The organism is Flavobacterium panacis (assembly GCF_024649945.1).
GTDB lineage: Bacteria > Bacteroidota > Bacteroidia > Flavobacteriales > Flavobacteriaceae > Flavobacterium > Flavobacterium panacis.
This window is the reverse complement of sequence record NZ_JANKMS010000002.1, coordinates 695,870-718,126: the sequence shown is the minus strand read 5'-3', so window position 1 is coordinate 718,126 and position 22,257 is coordinate 695,870. Positions and strand designations below refer to the sequence as shown.

Sequence of the window (22,257 nt, the reverse complement as noted above, 5' to 3'; positions counted from 1 at the left end):
GCAACAGAAGAAAAAGTTTTTCAATTAATAAATAAAATCTAATTTAATCTGCTAAAATCTGCGCAGATCTGCGTGAAATACTTTTGCGTATAGATTTTCACGCAGATTTAAAAAGATTAAAGCAGATATAAACAGATTAAAATAAAAAATATGTTGACTATTTTAAAGAATACATTTCTTTTAATCGCAATTTTGACAACACAATTTATGTGGAGTCAAAATCTACCTCATCTTCAAAAAAAAGGAAATAAAACCCAATTAGTTGTCAATCAAAAACCATTTTTGATACGTGGAGGAGAACTAGGAAATTCTTCTGCAACCAGTATGGAAAGCATGGAAACGATTTGGCCAAAGTTAACGGACATGAACCTGAATACCGTTCTAACACCAGTTTATTGGGAACTGATAGAACCAGAGGAAGGGAAATTTGATTTTCAGTTAATAGACGATTTAATTCTTCGAGCAAGAAGAGAAGATTTAAAATTAGTTTTTCTATGGTTTGGATCATGGAAAAACAGTATGTCGAGTCATGCTCCGGCTTGGATAAAATTAAATCAGAAAAAATATCCTAGGGTTAAAGATGATAAAAACAAAAGTCACGAAATTTTAACGCCTTTCAGCGAAAATAATCTGAAAGCCGATTTAAATGCTTTTAAGAAACTGATGACTCACATTAAAGATTTCGATCAAAAAGAGCAGACGGTTATCATGATTCAGGTTGAAAATGAAATTGGAATGTTGCCAACGGCTCGTGATTATCATGCTTTGGCAAATGAAGCTTTTCAAAAAGAAGTTCCAAAAGAGTTGATGCAATATTTACAAAAAAACAAACAAAATCTAGTTCCAGAATTTTTAGAAATCTGGAAGAAAAACGGATTCAAAACAAAAGGAAATTGGGAAGAAATTTTTGGAAAAGGACTTCATACTGATGAAATTTTTATGGCTTGGTATTTTTCAAAATTTACAAATATTGTTGCCAAAGGGGGAAAAGACGTTTATCCAATTCCGATGTTTGTCAATGCTGCTTTAAATGCACCAGAAAAGAAACCAGGACAATATCCGAGTGCTGGACCGCTTCCACATATTATGGATGTTTGGAAAGCAGCGGGAAATTCAATCGACTTTTTAGCTCCGGATTTTTATAATCCGTCCTTTAAACAATGGAATGATTTATTTACTCGTCAAGGTGATCCATTATTTATTCCAGAGCACCGTTTTGATGAAACGGCTCCTTTCAAAGGTTTATATGCCATTGGACATTATGAAGCAATTGGTTTTTCACCATTTTCGATAGAATCTGTTGTTGATGCTAAAAAAGAACCACTTGGTAAAATCTACGATTTGGTAAAACAGTTAACACCAACAATTGAAGCTAATAAAGGACAAGGAAAAATTGATGGCATTTTATTAGATAAAGAAAATAACACACAGATTATCAAAAAAGGAGATTATGAGTTCACTTTCAAACATGATTATACTTTAAATTGGTCAGATGGAGCAAAAGCAGAAGTTTGGCCCACGTCGAGTGCCATTGTTATTGAAGTTGCAAAAGACGAATTTTACATTGCAGGTTCTGGAATTGTAGTAACCTTTAAACCTTTAAAAGAAAATATAAATGCTGGAATTTTAAAAACAGATCAAGGAATATTTGAAAATGAAAAGTGGAAAACCATCAGACATTTCAATGGCGATCAAACGCATCAGGGAAGGCATTTACGAATTTCAGTTGGTGATTACGAAATCCAGAAAATAAAATTATATACTTATGAATAAAGGTTTTTCTGCCACGAATTTCACAAATTGCACTAATCAATATTTTGTCTATAATATTGAAATATCACGAATTTTTAATTTGTGAAATTCGTGGCGGAAAAAAAAATCTGCGTTATCTGCAAAATCTGCGGGAGAAATTTCAGCCACAGATTAAAGTATTAAAATGATTTTTTAATAATCTGTGTTAATCTTTTTAATCTGTGGCAAAAAAAAAATATAAAATGAGACAGAAAACATTATTACTAGCATTTCTAATAACCTTTAGCATCAATGCTCAAATAAAACTTCCAAGACTTATTAGTGATGGAATGATATTGCAGCGCGATACAAAAACTAACATTTGGGGATGGGCATCACCAAATGAGAATATTGAACTGGATTTTAAAGGGAAAAAATACAAAACCACAACATCAGAAGAAGGAAAATGGTCTATCCAGCTTCCATCACAAAAAGCAGGAGGCCCATTTGAAATGACCTTAAAAGCAAGCAATACAATTATTCTGAAAAATATACTTTTCGGAGACGTTTGGCTATGTTCTGGACAGTCAAATATGGAACTTCCAATGGACAGATTGAAAGATAAATATAAAGATGAAATTGCTAAATCTGAGAATACGAACATTAGACAATTTTTGGTTCCAGATGAATATTATTTTGAGAAAGAAAGAAATGATTTTTCATCAGGTCAATGGGTTTCAGCAAATCCAGTCAGTGTTTTACAATTTACAGGTGTTGGCTATTTTTTCGCTACAGAAATTTATGAAAAGTATAGAATTCCAATCGGATTAATTAACAGTGCTTTGGGTGGTTCGCCGGCAGAATCCTGGATTAATGAAGAAGGAGTTAAAAAGTTTCCCGATTATTATCAGGAATATTTAAAATTTAAAGACGGAAAACTAGAAAAACAAATCGATGAAAATGATCGAAAAGTAAGTTCAGATTGGTACAAAATGCTGAATCAAACAGATTTGGGTTTAAAAAATAAATGGAGAAATTCTACTAACGTTTCCGATTGGAAAACAATGAATATTCCAGGTTATTGGGCCGATGGAGAACTTGGAAATACAAATGGTTCGGTTTGGTTTAAAAAAGAATTTAAACTAGAAAAGATTAAAGAAACTCAGGCAAAAATTATTTTAGGAAGAATTGTAGATGCTGATTCCGTTTTTGTAAATGGAAATTTTGTGGGAACTACTTCGTATCAATATCCACCAAGAATTTATTCTTTCAATAGTTCTATTTTAAAAGAAGGGAAAAACGAAATTACGGTTCGTGTAATCAATAATTCCGGAAGAGGCGGCTTTGTAAGCGACAAACCTTATGAATTCATTATCGATAATAAAACAATCGATTTAAAAGGAGAGTGGAAATATAAATTAGGTTCAAAAATGCAACCACTTCCTGGACAAACATTTGTGCGTTGGAAACCAGTAGGGCTTTACAATGCGATGATTGCACCTTTAAAAAATTATTCTTTAAAAGGAGTTTTGTGGTATCAGGGTGAATCAAATACCAAAAAGCCATCCGAATATTTTGATTTAATGAAAACCTTAATTGAGACATGGCGTGCTCAATTAAATCAGGAAAAATTACCATTTTTTGTGGTTCAATTAACCAATTATATGGATCCGAAATTGGAACCTGTAGAAAGCAGTTGGGCTGCTTTAAGACAACAGCAATCCAATCTGGTAAAAATTGACAATACAGGATTGGCGGTTACCATAGATTTAGGAGAATGGAACGACATTCATCCATTAAATAAATATGATGTGGGACGACGATTAGCGCTTCAGGCAAGAAAAATGGTTTATGGCGAGAAAAAATTAATTGCTTCAGGACCAATTTTTGATTCGATGCAACAAAAAGACGAACAGCTCATTTTGAAATTTAAATCTATCGGTTCTGGCTTAATGAGCAAAGGAGGAAATACGCTGAAGGGCTTTGCGATTGCCGGACAGGACGGAAAATTTGTTTGGGCAAATGCAACTATTGAGGGTGATAAAATTATAGTTTGGAGCAATGAAATTAGAAATCCGAGAAAGGTTCGTTATGCTTGGGCAGATAATCCGGATACTGCTAATTTATATAACAAAGAAAAACTGCCCGCTTCGCCTTTTGAGGCAGATTTACAATAGAATTGTATTGAATCTCGCAAAGTCGCAAAATTTCTAAAAAAAACTTATCGTCTTTGTGTCTTTGCGAGAAATTCTCTCAGTATTATAAAAAGATATTATTTCAAATTATCCATAAGCGTTTTCAAAAATGCAATTACCGCTTTTTTTTCATAAACTTCTTTTAGAGAAATAAGCATTGCAGTACGCGTCATATTTTCTCCTTTTATTGGAATAGCGTGTAAATCTTTTTCGTTTTCAATTGTTGTTTTTGTTAGAATGGTATGCCATTTTCCTGTTTTGATTAATTCTAATAAAGTTGGAATATCATTGATTTCAATGGTCACTTTCGGATTCAGATGGTCTTTCTTAAAAGCCTTATTGATAAATTGGGTCGTACTGAAACCATTCGATGGAAGTGCAAGTGGTAAAGAACTGACTTCACTCAGCGAAATACTTTTTTTATTTTTGAAAGAGGTTTCAGCTGAGGTAACCAAAGCCATTGGAGACGTAAACAATTCTCTGTATTTAAAATGGGCTTCAGAAGCAATTTCTTCAAATGTCAGAATGACATCGAGTTCAAAATGATTCAGTTTTTGAATTAATTCTTGGGAAGTTCCAAAGACAATCTCAAATTGAATTTTTGGAAATTCAGAACTAAAAACAATCAAAGCTTTTGTAACCACATGACGCAATGCATAAGTAACGCCAATAGCCACTTTTCCGGTTTCAAGATTGTTTAGGTCTTTTAAAAGTTCAAATCCATCTGTTGCTTTATTGACAGATTGTTGGGCATAAACTGAAAATAAATCTCCCGCTTCTGTGAGCGTAATCCGTTTTCCAATTCTATTAAAAAGAGGAACCTGTAGCTCGTCTTCCAGTTGTTTAATTTGTTGTGATAAAGTGCTTTGGCTAATAAAAAGTGCCGTTGCAGCTTCGGTAAAATTGAGTAATTCTTTTGCCTTTAGAAAATATTTTAGCTGTCTGAGTTCCATTTCTAAATCGGTTTTATCGATTGATTTTATCGAAAAATAAGGTTTTACAAATATAGAAATTCTTAAGAACTTTGCTGTGTTGCAAAATAAAAGCAAAACAAAATGGAAATTATAGCTTTACAAGAAGGAAATTATATTGTCAATTCTAAAAAAGAATTTCAGCTTTTAGAAGAGAATACAACCGAATTAGGTTTAAAAATGGCCATTCAGCCTTTTGTCGTTATTACAGACAATGATGTTATTTTAATAGATTTCGGTTTAGGATTTGTCAATAACGGAGTTCCGTTTATTTACGAAATGCTTAGAAAAAACAATATCGAACCTCAGCAGATTACCAAAATTCTGGTTTCGCATCTTCATAAAGATCATATTGAGGGAATCGGTTATTTTGAAAATGGTCAATTCGTTCAAAATTTCCCAAATACGAAAATTTACATTCAAGAACGAGAAATAGATTTCGCTTTAGAACAATTACAAAATCCGTCGTACGTTCCTGAAATATTAAATCAGCTGAAAAAATTACCAAATGTTGAATTACTAAATGAAGACAGCGGTCATATAACTGATGAAATTTACTTTGAAGTTACAGCAGGACATACCCAATTTCAACAAGTATTTTGGATTAAGGCCGATGACGAAATTGTTTTTTATGGAGCAGATGACTTGCCTCAAAAAAGATATTTAAAAATTCCTGTTGCCTACAAAACAGATTTCGACGGAAAACGTGCAATGGAATCTCGTAAAAAATGGGAACAGCAGGCAAAAGATGAAAACTGGAAAGTACTTTTGTACCATGATTTGAAGACGCCAGTTTTAGATTTTGCAGAGGAAAGAATTAAGATGGAAGAAGCAAGCTGATATAAAAGAAGCAAGACACAAGATTACTATTTTGATTGAAAAATAGAGGAAAGATATCGGACTTGTTTATACTTTAAATCAATAAAAGGAAAATTCAGATTAAATTATTTAGTCTGAATTTTTTTTTAGCCGAAAATAATAGGAACAAAACACTTCTCACTTTTTCTTCCAATGAAGAGCGCAGTATAGAAAAAGCTTTAGTGATTTGAGCTTCAACGGTTTTTATAGAAACATCCAAATGTTCTGCAATTTCAATATTGGTCAAACCTTCTTTTTTGCTCAAAATAAATACTTCCTTGCATTTTGGCGGCAGATTCTGAATTTCTTTATTCACGGCATTTAAAACTCTCTGAAAAGCTTCTGAATCTTCTTCTTGAACAATTCCGTTCAAGGCATCATAATAGGATTTTTCCAGTGAAAATAAAGACTGATTTTTTCTGTACAAATCGATAAACTCATTATAAGTTAATTTGTATAGAAAACTTTTTAAAGAATGGTCAGATTTCAATCTCGTACGCTGCTCCCATACTTTGATAAAAACGTTTTGCACAATATCTTCTGCACTGTAAATGTTCTTAACCAAACTGTTAGCGTAAACACAAAGTTTATGATGATAGGTGTCAATTAAATAGGCATAAGCCATTTCATCTCCATTTTGTAGAGACTCAATTAGTATTGCATTATCATTGTAATCACCCGTTTTCATATAAACAAATATATAAATTTATAGTTTTTATGGTCTAAATTAGACCAGTATTTAGTAAAATTCGTGTTTTTTTTCGTTTTCTATTTGAAATTTATTACAAATAAAAATCAGAAAAAAAGGCAAATATAAAAACTTTTATTCTTTTATTTCTATCAAATTAGTAGAATTTATTGAACGAAAAAACTTGTGAAAAATAAAAAATTCATCAAAATGAAAAAAACTTTATCAAATTGTTAGGGTTTTGTTTTTTGGCTTCGTAATAATATTAAAAACGACTAAAATGACAGTAAAAAAGTCAGAGAGACTAATTGTTAAATTTATCACAAATCAGGCTTCTCATGAAGAAATTGAGGAGCTAACTGAGTGGTTAAAAGAAGAAGAGAATCAAACGGTGTTTAAGGATTTTGTAAAAACCAATTACGCTATTGATACTGCTTTGAACACTTTTGATTCTACTGAAGTAAGAAAACAGCTTTCAGAAAGAATTCAAAAAGAAAATAATGTTTTTTACAAACGAAGATTTTCATCGTACTATAAATATGCTGCGATTTTGATTGTAGCCCTAGGAGGTTTTTATTTCTATAAAAATGCTGAAAAATCACATTCAAAACAAAATGTGGTGATTCCGAGAGAAGATGAGATTGTATTGCAGCTTGGAAATGAATCACAAAATCTGGATCCGAATGACGACAAAAATATTACAGATAAAGACGGAAATGTAATTGGAAGACAAGAAAAAGACAGATTGGTTTACACAAAAGCATATTCTGGCGGATCATTGGTTTACAATACAATTAGAATTCCTTACGGTAAAAAGTTTGAAGTACAATTGTCTGATGGAACGTTGGTACATTTAAATGCCGGAACAACATTACGTTATCCGGTGCAGTTTGTGAAAAATAAAAATCGACAGGTGTATTTGCTTGGAGAAGCTTATTTTGAAGTAGAAAAAGATAAAGAACATCCTTTTGATGTCAATACACAAAATGTAAATATTGAGGTTTTAGGAACAAAGTTCAATGTAGATACATACAGTGAAAATACCAGTACAGATGTTGTTCTGGTTGAAGGAAAAGTGTCTCTTTACAAAGATCAGAAAACAAAAGAAAATCAGGTGTATTTAAAACCTGGTGAAAAAGGTTCAAACGAAAAAGGACAGCTGGCAATAACAAAAGAACAGGTTAATACAGAGTATTATACAGCCTGGGTAAAAGGAAGTTTGGTGTTTAAAAATGCATCTTTTGAAGATATTATTAAAAAACTGGAACGTCATTACAATGTGACTTTTATCAATAGAAATAAAATGCTCGGAAGAGAAATTTTCAATGCCCGATTTGATAATGAACCGATTGAAGTGGTTTTGAAGTATTTCAGCGATAGTTATGCAATAGATTATAATATTGACAGAGATAAAATTACGATTAAGTAAAGAGAGAGAAGAATATAGAAGATAGAAAAAAGACAAGAAGAAAGATTGAAAAATCTGAAATCTACAATCATAAAATCTAAAATAAATTAAGCGCCTATGTAACAAAATCCAAGAATGAAGGATCGTTATAAAAAAACCGGAAAATGCGCCAACATTTCCCGGTAGAGTATATGCGGTCAGTTAATTAACCAACCAACATTAAAAAAAACATTTTAAAAGTATGAAAAAACTATTGAACAAAATCAGGTTCGGCGAGCCTTTTTTGAAATTCGATTTGAAAATGAAATTGACCACATTGTTTATCTTAACCACTTTTACAGTGATGCAGGCGGGAGTAACCTACTCGCAGAAAGCAAAAATGTCTTTCAATGCAAATAATATGACTGTTGCAAAAGCCATTGAAAAGCTTGAATACACAACAAATTACAGATTTGTTTATAATGTACGATCTGTTGACTTAAACAGAACAATTAATGTTAATGAGAGTAATGTTTCTATCGAAACGATCTTAAGTACCATTTTTGGAGATACAAGCACAGATTTTAAAGTCTCAGGAAATCATATTGTCCTTATGGCAAAAAAAGCTTCGGAAGATAATAAACCTGCTAAAGCAGAAGCGGACTTTATTGTAAAAGGACGTGTTACTGATGAAAAAGGTATGCCATTAGTAGGTGCAGCAATTTCTGATAATGGTTCAGGAAGAGGCGTAAATACCGATTTTAATGGTGAATATCAGATTATTGCAGTAAGCAGCCAAACTACTTTAGCTTTTGCTTACTTAGGATATGTAAGACAAGAAATTAAAGTTGAAGGAAGAAGCGTTATCAACGTTGTTTTAAAAGAAGATGTTCTAGAATTAGAAGGACTGGTTTTAAAAACTGGATATCAAGATATTACAGCAGAAAAAGCAACAGGATCTTTCTCTAATTTAAAAGCAAAAGATTTTCAGGAGCAACGATTAAGTGGCTTAGATAAAATTTTAGAAGGACGTATTGTTGGATATCAGGATGGAAAAATTCGTGGTACAACTTCTATGAATGGAGTAAGTGCGCCTTTATACGTTATTGACGGTTTTCCTGTTGAAAATACAAGATTAACACCATATAGTAATATTGAAGAGAATCTTCCTAATTTGAACTTAGAAGATATTGAAACGATTACAGTTTTGAAAGATGCGGCGGCTTCTTCTATTTATGGTGCTCGTGCAGCAAATGGAGTTGTCGTTATTACCACTAAAAAAGCAAAAGCAGGTAAAACAAATATCTCGTTTTCAAGTAATTTAACGGTTACTCCTTATAGAAATTATACTGGAAATTTAACTGATTCTGGTGATATTATTGGTTTAGAAAAAGGATGGGCAGATGGAAATCCTAATTTAAAAGCAGCAAATGCAAACACTTATGCGCAATCATTATTGAATAATGCTGCATTTACAAGTTTAGGAATGCAGACGATCTTAAATGGTTATGCAGGAAATATTTCTCAGGCAGAAATGAATAATCGTTTGAATCAATTAGGTTCTCAAGGTTATAAATACTACGATGATATTGCAAGATATGCAAAACGTGATCAGTACTTTTTACAACACAATCTTAGTTTAGGCAAGGCTACTGAAAATAATAATTTTACCGCTTCTTTAACCTATAAAGACAATCAGTTTGAAGATCGATATACAGATAATAAAACTGTTGGGCTTAATTTGAAAAATTCAACACAAATTAATGATTGGTTGTCTTTAGATTTAGGAAGTTATACCAATTTTGGTACAGGTGACACTCAGAGTTATTTTGCTAATAGTCCACAATTTAAATATCAGCCATACAATCAATTAGTGAATAACGATGGAACAAATTTTGTTTCTACCGCTGCTTCTCGTTACAATAATTTCACGCTTAATTCTATGCAGACTTATGGTCTTTACAACATGGATATTACGCCAATGGATGAATTTGGTAGAAACTTGATTGAAAACAAAAATTTCTTAAACAGAACGTATGCTAAGTTTAATGTGAAATTTAGCAATGCATTTACTTACAATGCTATGTTCCAATATGAATTTGCTTCAGATCGTGCAAGTCAGTTGTTTGATAGAGATTCTTACTATGTTAGAAATAAAGTAAATGGTATGGTAACAATTGCTAATAATAAAGCAGTTTATAACTTACCTTACGGAGATATCATTAAAGATACCAATCAGTTTTCTAATGCTTACAATTTCCGTCAACAGTTGAATTTTAATCAGACTTTTGCTGAGAAACATGATTTTTCTGCGATTGCAGGTATGGAGATTCGTCATTCTAAACAAGAGTATAATGATAATACTCGTTATGGTTATGATTCACAAGCTTTATCTTTTACCAATATAAATCAAGCCGATTTATTGAAAGTATATGGATCTGTTTTCAGCGGTTATATGTCACAAAATGAATTTGCATTAGAAAAAGAATTGCAGAATCGTTATGTTTCAGTTTACTCAACAGGAGGATATACTTACGACAGAAGATATACGCTTTCTGGAAGTATACGTTGGGATCGTTCGAATCTTTGGGGAACAGACAGTAAATTTCAAAACAAGCCTATCTGGTCTGCAGGTGCTGGATGGAATATTAACAATGAATCATTTTTTAATGTTGAATGGGTTGATATTCTTAAACTTCGTGGTTCTTATGGTATTGCAGGAAACATCGCCAAAGATACTGCGCCTTATTTAACTGCTTTTTACAGTGCTAATCCAAACGTTGGAGGGACACAAGGAAGTGTTGGAAGAAGACCAAACCCTGAATTGTCTTGGGAAAAAACAACTACTACTAATATTGGTTTAGATTTCTCATTCTTTAAAAACAGATTAAGCGGAACTTTAGATTTATATAATAAAAAAGGTCAAAATTTATTAGCGAGCAGTCAAGGAGTTCCAACAGAAGGTTTTGGATATTCTACTTACACACTTAACAACGGAGAAATGACTAACAAAGGTATCGAGGTTAGTTTAAGTGGAACACTTGTTAAAACACCTTCATTCTCTTGGAACGCAGCTGTTTTATATGCTTATAATAAAAACGTAGTGGATTATGTAAATGTAAAAGCGCCAGTTTATTATCTGCAGTTAGATTATTCTAATGCTTTTCCTAGAGTTGGAACAAGTTTTAACTCTATTTACGGATACAAATGGGCTGGTTTGAGCAATACTGGAGTTCCTCAGGTTTACGATGCTTCTGGAACAGCAGTAAAATACAATCCAGCACAGATAGATGCTATTAAAGATTTTGGTTCGACAGTTCCTACTCACAGCGGTTCTTTCCATACTTCTGCAAATTATAAAAACTTCTCGCTTTCAGCTCTTTTCATTTATGAGTTAGGACATAAAATAAGAAATACATTCTTACCAATGTTAGCTAATAATTACAATGGAGCAATTGGAGGTTATGTAACAGATATTACTGTAGTTAACAATCATATTGCAGATCGTTGGATGAAACCAGGTGACGAAGCTTTTACAAATGTTCCAAGAGCGGTTTACGAATACGAACCAGAATTTAATTCAGAATCTCGTACCATTTATTCGTATGCAGATATTAATATTTTGGATGCTTCAAATGTGAGATTAAGCAATATTTCATTGTCTTACCAAATGCCAAGTGCTATTATTAAGAAAGTGAAATTAGACGGAGTACGTTTCAATTTAAACGCAGAGAACGTTTATACTTTTGCTAAAAGCAGAGATGCTAAGTATATGTTAGGCGGTTTCATATCTCCAAGTTTTGTAATGGGGGTAAATGTTAATTTCTAATTTATAAAGACTAAACGATGAAAAATATATATAAAAAAGTAGCGTGCCTTTTAGCTTTAGGATTGACATTGGCATCTTGCGACGATTATTTGAGTGATGTTCCAAAAGGAGCAAAATCGCCACAAACATTGGCAGATTATGAAGCTTTTTTGCGTGACGAATACAATACAAGATTAGATATTTTAGGAGCTTCACAATTACTGAATGACCAATTTATAACAGCTGCAACTTTAACAAGCAATAGATTGTATAATGCCAATTATATGTGGGATGAAAATGCAGATCGTATTGCACTAAAAGTGTCAGATGAAACTGCTTATTATGGAACTTATTCAGGGATTGCAGCTTTTAATCTAATTATTGAAAATGCACTAACAACAACTAAAGCGACTGAGCAAGAACAGAGAATAGTTTGGGCACAAGCAAAAATAATGCGTGCTATGAACTTTTTTTATGTAACTAATTTTTATGCAGATACTTATGTTGCTTCAACAGCTGCTACAAAATTATCAGTGCCGTTGATTACAAGTGCCAATATTAATGCACCAAGTAAACAGGTAACCATTCAGGAAATGTATGATTTTATTCTGAATGACATTAAAGAAGCTTTGCCTTACTTGCCAAAAGTTTCGCAAACTGCTTTGCATCCAAATTTAGGTGGGGCTTATGCATTTTACTCAAGAGTTTACCTGCAAATGAATAATTATACAGAGGCTTTAAAATATGCAGATTTGGCATTGGCAGAAAATAATCAGTTGTATGATTGGGTTGGTTTTTATAATGCGAACAAAGCCATTATCGATGTACCAAATTCCTATACAACAGCAGTGTCTCCAATGGGTTATACTTATTCTGAAAATTACTTTTTTAGACACGGATCAAACCGTTCATTAGGAAGAGAAACAAGTATACCAGTAGAAAGAGCAGCACGTTTTGAAACTGGAGATGCACGTTTAAAATCACGTTGGAAAATAAGAACGGTAGGAGCCGATACGTATTACTATTCAATATTATCTGGTATGTATAACTTTGCTGGAATTACAACTGTTGAGGTTTATTTGATTAAAGCGGAGTGTTTGGCGCGTGATAATAAAATCAGTGAGGCTTTAGCGATTTTAAATACAATTCGTAAAACTCGTATTCTTCCAGCATCTTATCAGGATATTTCAACGACAGATAAAACAACGGCTTTGAATGCTATTTTCAAAACAAAGAATAATGAACTTCTTAATACATTAACTCCTTATGCAGATGCTCGTCGTCTTAATGCAGAGGGTGTTTACAAATTTAGTTTAACAAAAGTAGCAAACGGAACTACTTACACGTTAAAATCAGATTCTCATTTATGGACTTCGCCTTTCCCACAAGGAGCAACGCAAAATCCAGGAAACGGAACAATAACACAAAACGTATCTAAATAATAAACTCAAAAGCTTCCTGATTAGGAGAATTTTCGAAAGGGAAGCTTTTTTAAAATATCAATCAAAAATGAATACAATTAAATTTAAAATTTTAGGATTCTGCCTTTGTTTGTTTATGATTTCAAACAATGGTCAGGCACAAAAGAAAAAGACAGCAGCTGCAACAGCAGCAACATCTTATTCTATTGAAGGAAATATTACCGGACTTACAGACGGAACAGCTGTAAAATTGATTCCGGGCGCAACACATTCTTCTGAACTGCCAGTTGCTGAAACAACATTAAAAGAGGGGAAATTTACTTTCACAGGAAAATTAAAAGAACCTCGCTTTTTCTATGTTGTCTTTGGTAAAAGCAAAGGAACTATTTCTGTAATGGTCGAAAATTCAAAAATAAAAATTTCGGCGGCTGGTAAGGTTTCAGATAAAGAAGGAGAGTATATCACTTTTAAAGATGTAACAATAACAGGTTCTAAATCTCATGATTATTATGCTAAAGAAATTGCTTTTAAGCAAGAATTAGAAACTGATTATGTAGAATATCACAAAGGAACTGAAAAAATAGCAGAAGCGTATGGTAAGGCAAGAGTTTCTGGAAATAAAAAAGCGATGGATTCTATTGGAAATTCTCCTGAATGGAAAGCATTTGAAGCTAAAGAAAAAGCATTTTTTACGAAAGTAGAAACAAAAACGGCTGATTTAATTGCAAAACATAAAAACAATTGGTGGGGACCATTTTTTATGATGACTTCATACAGCTATTTTACTCCAGAACAGAAACCAATTTACGAGCAGTTTTCAGATGCGGCTAAGAAAAGTTATTATGGTCAGGTTGTAGATAAAGATTTGAATCCAAAATCTTTAGTAGGAACAAGCATTGCTAATTTCGGGTTAAAAGATAAAGACGGAAAGACATTCAATGCAAAAGATATTGTTGCAGGAAAAAAATATATTCTAGTTGATTTCTGGGCTTCTTGGTGTGGTCCATGTCGAAAAGAAATCCCGAACTTAAAAACAGCTTATGCGGAATATGCGCCTAAAGGTTTTGAAATTTTAAGTGTTTCAATTGATAAAGACGAAAAAGCATGGCAAAAAGCGCTTGGACAAGAAAATATGCAATGGCATAATCTTCTAGACGACGATAAAGTGAGCAAATCATTTAATGTAAAAGCAATTCCTGCAACTTATTTAGTAGACGGCAAAGGTGTAATTGTCGGAGAAAATTTAAGAGGTGCAGAATTGGAAGCTAAGCTTAAAGAACTTATGAAATCTTAGTATTTAGTTTTCAGTCGCAGTCACAGTCACAGTCACAGTTTATTTTAATTATCCAGTTAATCACTGAAAACCGCGACTGTGACTGAAGACTAAGACTGAAAACTAGAAAAAAACATCGCAATCTTAACAATAAAAAAAATATAACATGAAAAAAACAATTTTAAAATCAGGATTGCTTGCTTTAGCGCTTGCAACGGCGGTGACTTCTTGCGCAAAGAAAGAAGGCTACACAATTAACGGAACAATTGCAGGATTAGATAAAGGAACTGTTTATCTGGAATATGCTGACGAAAAAGGAGATAAAAAAATCATTGATTCTGCTGAAGTAAAAGAAGGTGCATTTTCTTTTACAGGAAAAACAGGAGAGCCATTGTTTCATACCATTAAAATCAAAGGACAAGAATACGGAGCATATTTTCTTTTAGATAATGAAGAAATTAAAGTCGACGCTAAAAAGGATTCTATGTTTGTAGCAAAAGTAACAGGAGCTACGCAGAACGGATTGTACAAATCGTACTACGATAACGAATTCAAAAAAATTCAAGCAGTTGCAGGACCGATTTACAAATTATCGGATTCATTAACTCAAAATGGAAAAGTAAAACTGACTCCTGAACAACAAGCTATGATGGATAAAAAATGGAAAGATCTTGGCACTTTTGCTGATGACTTGACAGATAAATTTATCAGAAAAAATAAAGATAATTTGGGAGGAGCATTAGTGATTGAAGACAGAATTGTTTCTTACGGAACTCCTGAAAAAGTCAAAGAATATTACGCTGTTTTATCTCCAGAAATCCAAAAATCATTCTACGGAAAAAAATTAAAAGCGTCAATTGACCTTAACGAAAAAACAGCAATTGGAGTTACAGCACCTGAATTTTCACAAACTGATGTAAACGGAAAAGTAGTAAAATTATCAGATTATAAAGGGAAATATGTTTTGGTTGATTTCTGGGCGAGCTGGTGTGGCCCATGCCGTAAAGAAAATCCAAATGTGGTTGTGGCTTATAAAACTTTCCACGACAAAGGATTTGATGTACTAGGAGTTTCTTTAGATGATAAAAAGAACCTTTGGGAAAAAGCAATCGAAAAAGATGGTCTAACTTGGACACATGTTTCTGATTTAAAAGGATGGCAGAATGAAGCTGCTGTTTTATATGGTGTAAAAATGGTTCCAACCAACTACTTAATTGGACCTGACGGAAAAATCGTGGCTAAAAACCTTAGAGAAGCTGAATTACAATCTAAACTAAAAGAGATTTTCAGCAAGTCATAAGTTAAATTCTGTAGTTAAAAATATAAAACAATTCAAAAAGTAAGAATTGTTTTATATTTTTAGTAGATAATTTCAATCACAAAAAAATGAAAAAATACATCTTTCTGGGCTATTGCTCATTAGCTTTCTGTGCCCTTATGTCAGCGCAGGGAAAATCAGTTAACTTTAAGAAAATAAAAGAGTTAGGCGGAATTGAAGAATATTTGTACCAACCCAATGGTATGAGCGTACTGCTTTCGCAGGACAATGCTTCTCCGGTTGCAACTGTACAAATTGTCTATCGTGTAGGTTCTAAACATGAAGTTTTAGGAAACACCGGATCAACACACCTTTTGGAACATTTGATGTTTAAAGGAACGCCAACTTTCAATAAGAAAAACGGAAATACCATTACGGATGTTTTGCAAAATACAGGAGCACAGTTAAATGCTACAACATGGTATGACAGAACCAATTATTTTGAAACACTTCCAAGTGATAAAATCGAACTGGCGCTTCAAATCGAAGCCGACAGAATGCGAAATTCTTTATTGACGAAAGAAGACAAAGAAGCTGAAATGACCGTTGTACGTAACGAATTTGAACGTGGAGAAAACAACCCGAACAGTTTGCTTGACAAGGAAATCTGGGCGGCAGCTTATATTGCTCATCCATATCATCACTCAACAATCGGATGGAAATCGGATATTGAAAAAGCGCCGATTGAAGTTTTAAAGAATTTCTATAATACTTATTACTGGCCAGACAATGCGACTCTGACCATCATCGGAGATTTCAGAAAAGAAAATGTTTTTGAACTGATTGAGAAGTATTTCGGAAAAATCACAAAAGCGCCGCATGTAATGCCACAGCCCTACACAGAAGAGCCTCAGCAATATGGAGCACGTAAAATTGTGGTGAGAAAACCAGGAGAATTGGGTGTTGTAAACAAAGCCTATAAAATTCCAGGCGCTTTGCACGAAGATCTACCAGCTTTAAACATTCTGGCTCAAATTATTGGGAATGGTCCATCGGCAATTCTGAACAAAACTTTCGTTGATACCCGTTTGGGAATTTATTCTTACGCCAGTGCAACAAACTTCAAAGAAGTGGGACTTTTCACAATTGGTGTAGGTTTTCCAACCACTTCAAAACATGAAGATATTGATGCAAAAATCAGTGAGGTTATAGCTAAAATTCAAAAGGAAGGTGTAACTCAAGATGAGGTAAACCGTGTAGTAGCAAAAATAAGCGCTCAGACCGTTTTAGCGCGTGATGGTTCTGGCGTAATTGCTTCGGCTTTGAATGAGGCAATCGCTTCAGGAGATTGGACCGATTACATTACAGGAGTTGACCGATTGAAAAAAGTAACTCCGGCAGATGTTTTGCGTGTTGCAAACCAATATTTAGTAGAAGACCAAAGTACAACAGGTTATTTTATTCCGAAACAATCGGGATCTCAAAATCAAAAGACAGCTCAGGCAGGGAAGTTTATGCCAGAAAATGGACCATTTTATTACAGACATTCAGAAGATGGGCATTTGCATGAAGAAAGTTCAGCGGCTATTTCTTCATCAGTAAAAAATATACTAACAGAAGATGAATCATTAGATACTACAATTGAAAAAACGGCTTCTGCTTTTAAAAGAGAAAAAGTTTCAGGAATTGATGTGGTTTCTGTAAAAACTTCAGCAAAAGATTTTGTGACTGTTGCAGCGAGTATTTCACTTGGAAATTATGCCAGCGAAAGCAAAAATGATATGATTCCAGCTTTAACAGCTTCGATGCTGTCAAAAGGAACAACGCTTAACGACAAATTCAAATTCTCAGAAAAGCTTCAAAAATTAGGAGTTTCATTAAATGTAAACGCCTCAGCCTTCAAAGTGAATATTGGTTTCAAATGTCTGAAAAAAGATTTGGATCAGGTCATTACATTATTGGCTGAAGAATTGCGAAATCCATTGTTTGACGCCAAAGAATTTGAAAACCTTAAACAACAGTTTATTGGAAATATACAACAAAGTTTAAACGATCCAGGAGAAAGAGGAAGCATTGCCTTATCTCAGTCAATTTACACCAAAAACAATCCAAACTACAGTTTAAGTGTCGAGGACAACATCGAAAATATCAAAAAAGCGACATTGGAAGAAGTAAAAGCTTTCCATAAAAAGTATTTCGGTACGGCTTCAATGCGTCTGGTAATTGTTGGAGATACCGATGGAGCAAACTTGAATAATTCCCTAAAAAAATCATTCAAAAACTGGAACGGCGGAGTTACAGAAAAACTAAAATTTGAAGAAGCTTCAAAAGCCGCAGCAAAAACAGAAGTAGTCACAATTCCAGAAAAACCAAGTGCAGAATTATTCATCGGACAGTTTACAGGATTAAAAAGAGCTGATGCTGATTATGTTCCGTTTTTCATCGGAAATTATACTTTAGGAGCAGGATTTGCAGGGCGTTTAATGCAGACCGTTCGCGACAATGACGGTTTGACGTATAACATTTCATCTGGTTTGGGAGGAAATATTGAAACAGGAGGTTACTGGTTTGTGAATGCTTCCTTCAATCCGAATTTATTCCAAAAAGGTCTGGATGCTACTATGGTTCAGGTTGATAAATGGGTAAAAGACGGAATCACAGCAGAAGAATTGGAAAACAAGAAAACGAACCTAATCGGAAGTTTTAAAGTTGGAATGTCTACCACAAACGGAATGGCAAGAACTATTTTGAGCTTCATCGAAAGAGGTTTAGAACCAAACTACATCGACCAATATCCAAAAGACATTGATAAAGCAACGTTACAACAAGTAAACGACGCGATTAAGAAATATGTTAAATTGGATAAGATGATTATCATCAAATCTGGATCTCTTGATAAAGACGGTTTACCTTTAAAATAGTCTCAGTTTTCAGTCTCAGTTTTCAGTTCAATTTTTAACTGAAAACTGAGACGGCGACTGGCCACTAAAAAAGTCTTTCATTATTTCATTTTAGAATCTGAATTAGTAAGCAATTTTCTGTGAAAGGCCTTAAGAGCTGTTTACGGACAGCTCTTTTTTTATCCTATCAAAAACAAAAATAACAATGAAAAATACCACAATTATAATACTCTTGTTGTTCTCTTTCAGTATGTTTGGACAAATGTACAATCCTGTAAAATGGTCAACATCAGTAGAAAAAATATCAGATAAAGAATATGTTTTAAAAGCTCAGGCGGTAATTCAATCTGGCTGGCATTTATACGGACAATATATTGAAGAAGGCGGACCTTCAAGAACTGCTTTTACTTTCAAAAATTCGAATAAAAAGTTTGAACTTATCGGAAAAACAACCGAAGAAAAAGGACACGAAGTAGTGGATAAAATCTTCGATATGAAAATAAAATATTTTGAGGATAAAGCCCTTTTTACCCAAAAAATAAAATTTACTTCAGACGAAATTTCAAATGTTGCTGGAGAAGTTGAATTTATGGTTTGCGATGACAGCAATTGTTTACCACCAACTTCGGAAGAATTGACATTTAAAATTCCAAGTGAAAAGAAAGTTGCTGCAGTTGAAGAAAACTCAACAGTAAAAGAAGATACTGTAATTAGTGAAGAAAAAACAATTGTTCAAACCGAAGAAAAAGTTCAGGGTGCAATACCAGATTCACCAAAGAAAACAGAATCAAGAGGATTACTGACGATTTTTATTTTAGCATTTTTATCAGGATTCGCAGCTTTGTTAACACCTTGCGTTTTTCCAATGATTCCAATGACGGTAAGTTTTTTTACCAAACAAAGTAAAAGCAAGGCGGCGGGAATTAGAAACGCTATGATTTATGGAATTTCAATCGTAATTATTTATGTTTTATTGGGCTCAATCGTGACTGCTGTTTTTGGTGCAGATTCGTTAAATGCACTTTCAACCAACGTTTGGTTCAATTTGATTTTCTTTATTTTATTGGTTGTTTTTGCTTGTTCATTTTTGGGTGCTTTCGAAATTGTATTACCAAGTTCATTAGCCAACAAAGTAGATTCGCAAGCTGATAGAGGAGGACTAATTGGAATTTTCTTTATGGCATTGGCTTTAGCTATTGTATCTTTTTCTTGTACAGGCCCAATTGTAGGAACTTTATTGGTTGAAGCCGCTTCAAAAGGAGGAATCGCGCCAATCGTTGGAATGTTAGGGTTTTCAATTGCCATTGCATTGCCGTTTTCATTATTTGCTGCTTTTCCGGGTTGGTTAAATGCACTTCCAAAATCTGGTGGCTGGCTGAATACGGTAAAAGTTGTTTTAGGATTTCTGGAACTGGCTTTAGCTTTCAAATTTTTATCAAATGCCGATTTAGTATTGCAATTGCATTGGCTGGAAAGAGAAACTTTCTTAGCGATATGGATTGCAGTTTTCGGAATGCTGGCTTTTTATTTATTCGGAAAAATTACGCTGCCGCATGATTCGCCATTAAATCATATTTCAGTTGGAAGATTAGGTTTTGGACTGGTTGTTCTAAGTTTTACTATTTATCTGATTCCAGGACTTTGGGGGGCGCCTTTAAAATTAATCAGCGGATTTCCACCACCAATGCAGTACAGCGAATCTCCAAATGGTTTAGGAGTTTCGGGTAATTCTGAACTAAAGATTACAGGTTCACTGCCAGAAGGAGCAGAGCACGGTCCGCAAAACATCATCACGTTTCATGATTATGACAAAGGAATGGAATATGCGAAAAAACAAGGAAAACCAGTTTTATTAGATTTTACAGGATATGCTTGTGTAAACTGTCGAAAAATGGAAGAATTGGTATGGTCTGATCCTAAAGTTTTGGGTGTTTTAAATAATGATGTGGTTTTGATTTCATTGTATGTTGATGATAAAAAAGAACTGCCAGAAAATGAGCAATATGTTTCTGAAACAACGGGAAAAAAGATTAAAACCATTGGAAACAAATGGAGTGATTTACAGATTAAAACGTACAAAGCAAATGCGCAGCCGTTTTATGTAATTGTAGATCATAAAAGTGCAAACTTGACAGAACCATCTGCTTACAATCCGAATATTGAAGAATATTACAATTGGTTGCAAATTGGGATTAAAAACTTTAAAAAGTAAAATGCTTTTAAAATGATAAATGAAATGGAAGTTACTTTGAAAACAAACGAATTAGAACACTATTTTTCAGAATTTCGAGAAAATACAATTGGCGTAAACCATAGTTTCGAATCGATTTATGGAACACAAAATTTATTATACGCCGACTGGATTGCGAGCGGGAGATTGTATTTCCCAATCGAAGACGTAATGCTTCGCAAAATCGGTCCCATGATTGCCAATACGCACTCATTTTCCAGCCAGACTGGAAAAGCTTCGACTTATGCGTATCAATACGCGAGAAAGATGATAAAAGATCACGTTAACGCATCTGATTCAGATTGTTTAGTAGCGACTGGAACCGGAATGACTGCGGCTTTAAACAAGTTACAGCGTATCATGGGATTACGTTCTGAGGATAATATTTACAATGTAAAACTGAATTTTGATGACGAAAGACCAGTTGTTTTTATCACACACATGGAGCATCATTCCAATCAAGTTCCGTGGTATGAAACAATTGCAGATGTGGTGGTTTTGCCTTGCGGAGAGAACAATTTAGTTGATCCTAAGATACTTTCAGAAGAACTTAAGAAATACGAGAGTAGAAGATTAAAAATCGGTTCGTTTACCGCTTGTTCGAATGTAACCGGAATTATTACACCGTATCATGAACTAGCCAAAATAATGCATCAAAATGGAGGCTATTGCTTTGTCGATTTTGCAGCTTCGGCGCCTTACGTAAAAATCGATATGCATCCTAAAGATCCCGAAGAACAGCTGGATGCGATTTTCTTCTCGCCGCATAAATTTCTCGGCGGACCTGGAACGTGTGGAATTTTAGTTTTCAATGAAAAACTTTATAAATCTAATTTTCCTGATAACCCTGGTGGAGGAAATGTAAAATGTACCAATCCTTGGGGAGAATATCACTACAGCGATGCCATTGAAGTAAAAGAAGATGGTGGAACTCCAGGTTTTTTGCAGGTAATGCGAACAGCTTTGTGTTTGGAATTAAAAGATAAAATGGGAGTTGAAAAAATGAAAGAAAGAGAAACAGAACTGCTTCAGCTTTGTTTTTCTGAATTACAGAAAATTCATGGCCTAACCATTTTAGGAGATTTAAAAACCGAAAGAATTGGCTGTGTTTCGTTTACGATAGAAAATATTCATTACAATCTTTTGGTACGTTTACTAAATGATCGTTTCGGAATTCAGGTTCGTGGAGGTTGGTCGTGTGCGAGTACTTATGCTCATTTTCTGCTAGGTATTGATGAAGAAAAATCAAACGAAATTACTAATGGAATCCTTCAAAAGAATTTAACTGAAAAACCAGGTTGGGTAAGGGTTTCGCTTCATCCAACAATGAAAAATGACGAGCTTTTGTTTATTACAAATTCGGTTAAAGAGATTGTTTTAAATATTGAAAGCTGGCAGAAAGCGTATCAATATAACCCTGTTACTAATGAGTTTGATAATCTTTTGATTAAAGAAACTATTGAGGAAGATGTGAAAGAATGGTTTGTTTTATAAATCATAAAAAATAGAAACTAAAAGAAGTTAACACAATTGAAAT

The 22,257-nt window shown here is 33.7% G+C and carries 13 protein-coding genes; 11 read left to right on the top strand and 2 right to left on the bottom strand.

Going from position 1 to position 22,257, the window contains the following annotated elements; genetic code table 11:
• The first annotated feature begins 150 nt into the window (after positions 1-150).
• Positions 151-1,773 (top strand): GH35 family beta-galactosidase, encoded by a 1,623-nt coding sequence (locus NQQ59_RS07875; RefSeq protein ID WP_144215103.1) that lies wholly within the window; start codon positions 151-153, stop codon positions 1,771-1,773.
• A 221-nt stretch (positions 1,774-1,994) separates the two neighbouring features.
• Positions 1,995-3,908, top strand: coding sequence for a sialate O-acetylesterase (locus NQQ59_RS07870; RefSeq protein WP_144215102.1), 1,914 nt, complete (start codon positions 1,995-1,997; stop codon positions 3,906-3,908).
• Positions 3,909-4,003: 95 nt separating this feature from the next.
• On the opposite strand, the gene NQQ59_RS07865 is transcribed toward NQQ59_RS07870, so the two are convergent.
• A complete protein-coding gene (locus tag NQQ59_RS07865) occupies positions 4,004-4,879 on the bottom strand; it encodes a LysR substrate-binding domain-containing protein (RefSeq protein WP_144215101.1) in 876 nt (291 codons plus the stop codon).
• A 102-nt stretch (positions 4,880-4,981) separates the two neighbouring features.
• On the opposite strand from NQQ59_RS07865, the gene NQQ59_RS07860 reads away from it, so the two are divergent.
• Positions 4,982-5,737 carry an MBL fold metallo-hydrolase gene (locus tag NQQ59_RS07860; RefSeq protein WP_144215100.1) on the top strand — a complete coding sequence of 252 codons (756 nt, stop codon included), beginning with the start codon at positions 4,982-4,984 and terminating at the stop codon, positions 5,735-5,737.
• A 94-nt stretch (positions 5,738-5,831) separates the two neighbouring features.
• Here NQQ59_RS07860 and NQQ59_RS07855 read toward each other — a convergent pair whose 3' ends face one another.
• Positions 5,832-6,443: an RNA polymerase sigma factor gene (locus NQQ59_RS07855; protein WP_144215099.1), complete on the bottom strand. Its 612-nt coding sequence runs from the start codon at positions 6,441-6,443 to the stop codon at positions 5,832-5,834.
• 280 nt (positions 6,444-6,723) lie between these two features.
• On the opposite strand from NQQ59_RS07855, the gene NQQ59_RS07850 reads away from it, so the two are divergent.
• The 8 genes from NQQ59_RS07850 (at position 6,724) to NQQ59_RS07815 (ending at position 22,214) form a co-directional block, all read left to right on the top strand.
• A complete protein-coding gene (locus NQQ59_RS07850) occupies positions 6,724-7,872 on the top strand; it encodes a FecR family protein (RefSeq protein WP_144215098.1) in 1,149 nt (382 codons plus the stop codon).
• Between the two features lie 220 nt (positions 7,873-8,092).
• Positions 8,093-11,659 (top strand): SusC/RagA family TonB-linked outer membrane protein, encoded by a 3,567-nt coding sequence (locus tag NQQ59_RS07845; protein ID WP_144215097.1) that lies wholly within the window; start codon positions 8,093-8,095, stop codon positions 11,657-11,659.
• Positions 11,660-11,676: 17 nt separating this feature from the next.
• The gene (locus NQQ59_RS07840; RefSeq protein WP_144215096.1) at positions 11,677-13,080 is read left to right on the top strand and encodes a RagB/SusD family nutrient uptake outer membrane protein; all 1,404 of its coding nucleotides are present in this window, start codon (positions 11,677-11,679) and stop codon (positions 13,078-13,080) included.
• A 67-nt stretch (positions 13,081-13,147) separates the two neighbouring features.
• Complete coding sequence (locus tag NQQ59_RS07835; protein ID WP_144215095.1) at positions 13,148-14,353, top strand: TlpA disulfide reductase family protein; 1,206 nt, start codon at positions 13,148-13,150, stop codon at positions 14,351-14,353.
• Between the two features lie 145 nt (positions 14,354-14,498).
• The gene (locus NQQ59_RS07830) at positions 14,499-15,632 is read left to right on the top strand and encodes a TlpA disulfide reductase family protein (protein ID WP_144215094.1); all 1,134 of its coding nucleotides are present in this window, start codon (positions 14,499-14,501) and stop codon (positions 15,630-15,632) included.
• Between the two features lie 86 nt (positions 15,633-15,718).
• Complete coding sequence (locus NQQ59_RS07825) at positions 15,719-18,511, top strand: M16 family metallopeptidase (RefSeq protein ID WP_144215093.1); 2,793 nt, start codon at positions 15,719-15,721, stop codon at positions 18,509-18,511.
• A 184-nt stretch (positions 18,512-18,695) separates the two neighbouring features.
• A complete protein-coding gene (locus tag NQQ59_RS07820; protein WP_144215092.1) occupies positions 18,696-20,702 on the top strand; it encodes a protein-disulfide reductase DsbD family protein in 2,007 nt (668 codons plus the stop codon).
• Positions 20,703-20,714: 12 nt separating this feature from the next.
• Positions 20,715-22,214, top strand: coding sequence for an aminotransferase class V-fold PLP-dependent enzyme (locus tag NQQ59_RS07815; protein WP_144215091.1), 1,500 nt, complete (start codon positions 20,715-20,717; stop codon positions 22,212-22,214).
• Positions 22,215-22,257: the final 43 nt, after the last annotated feature.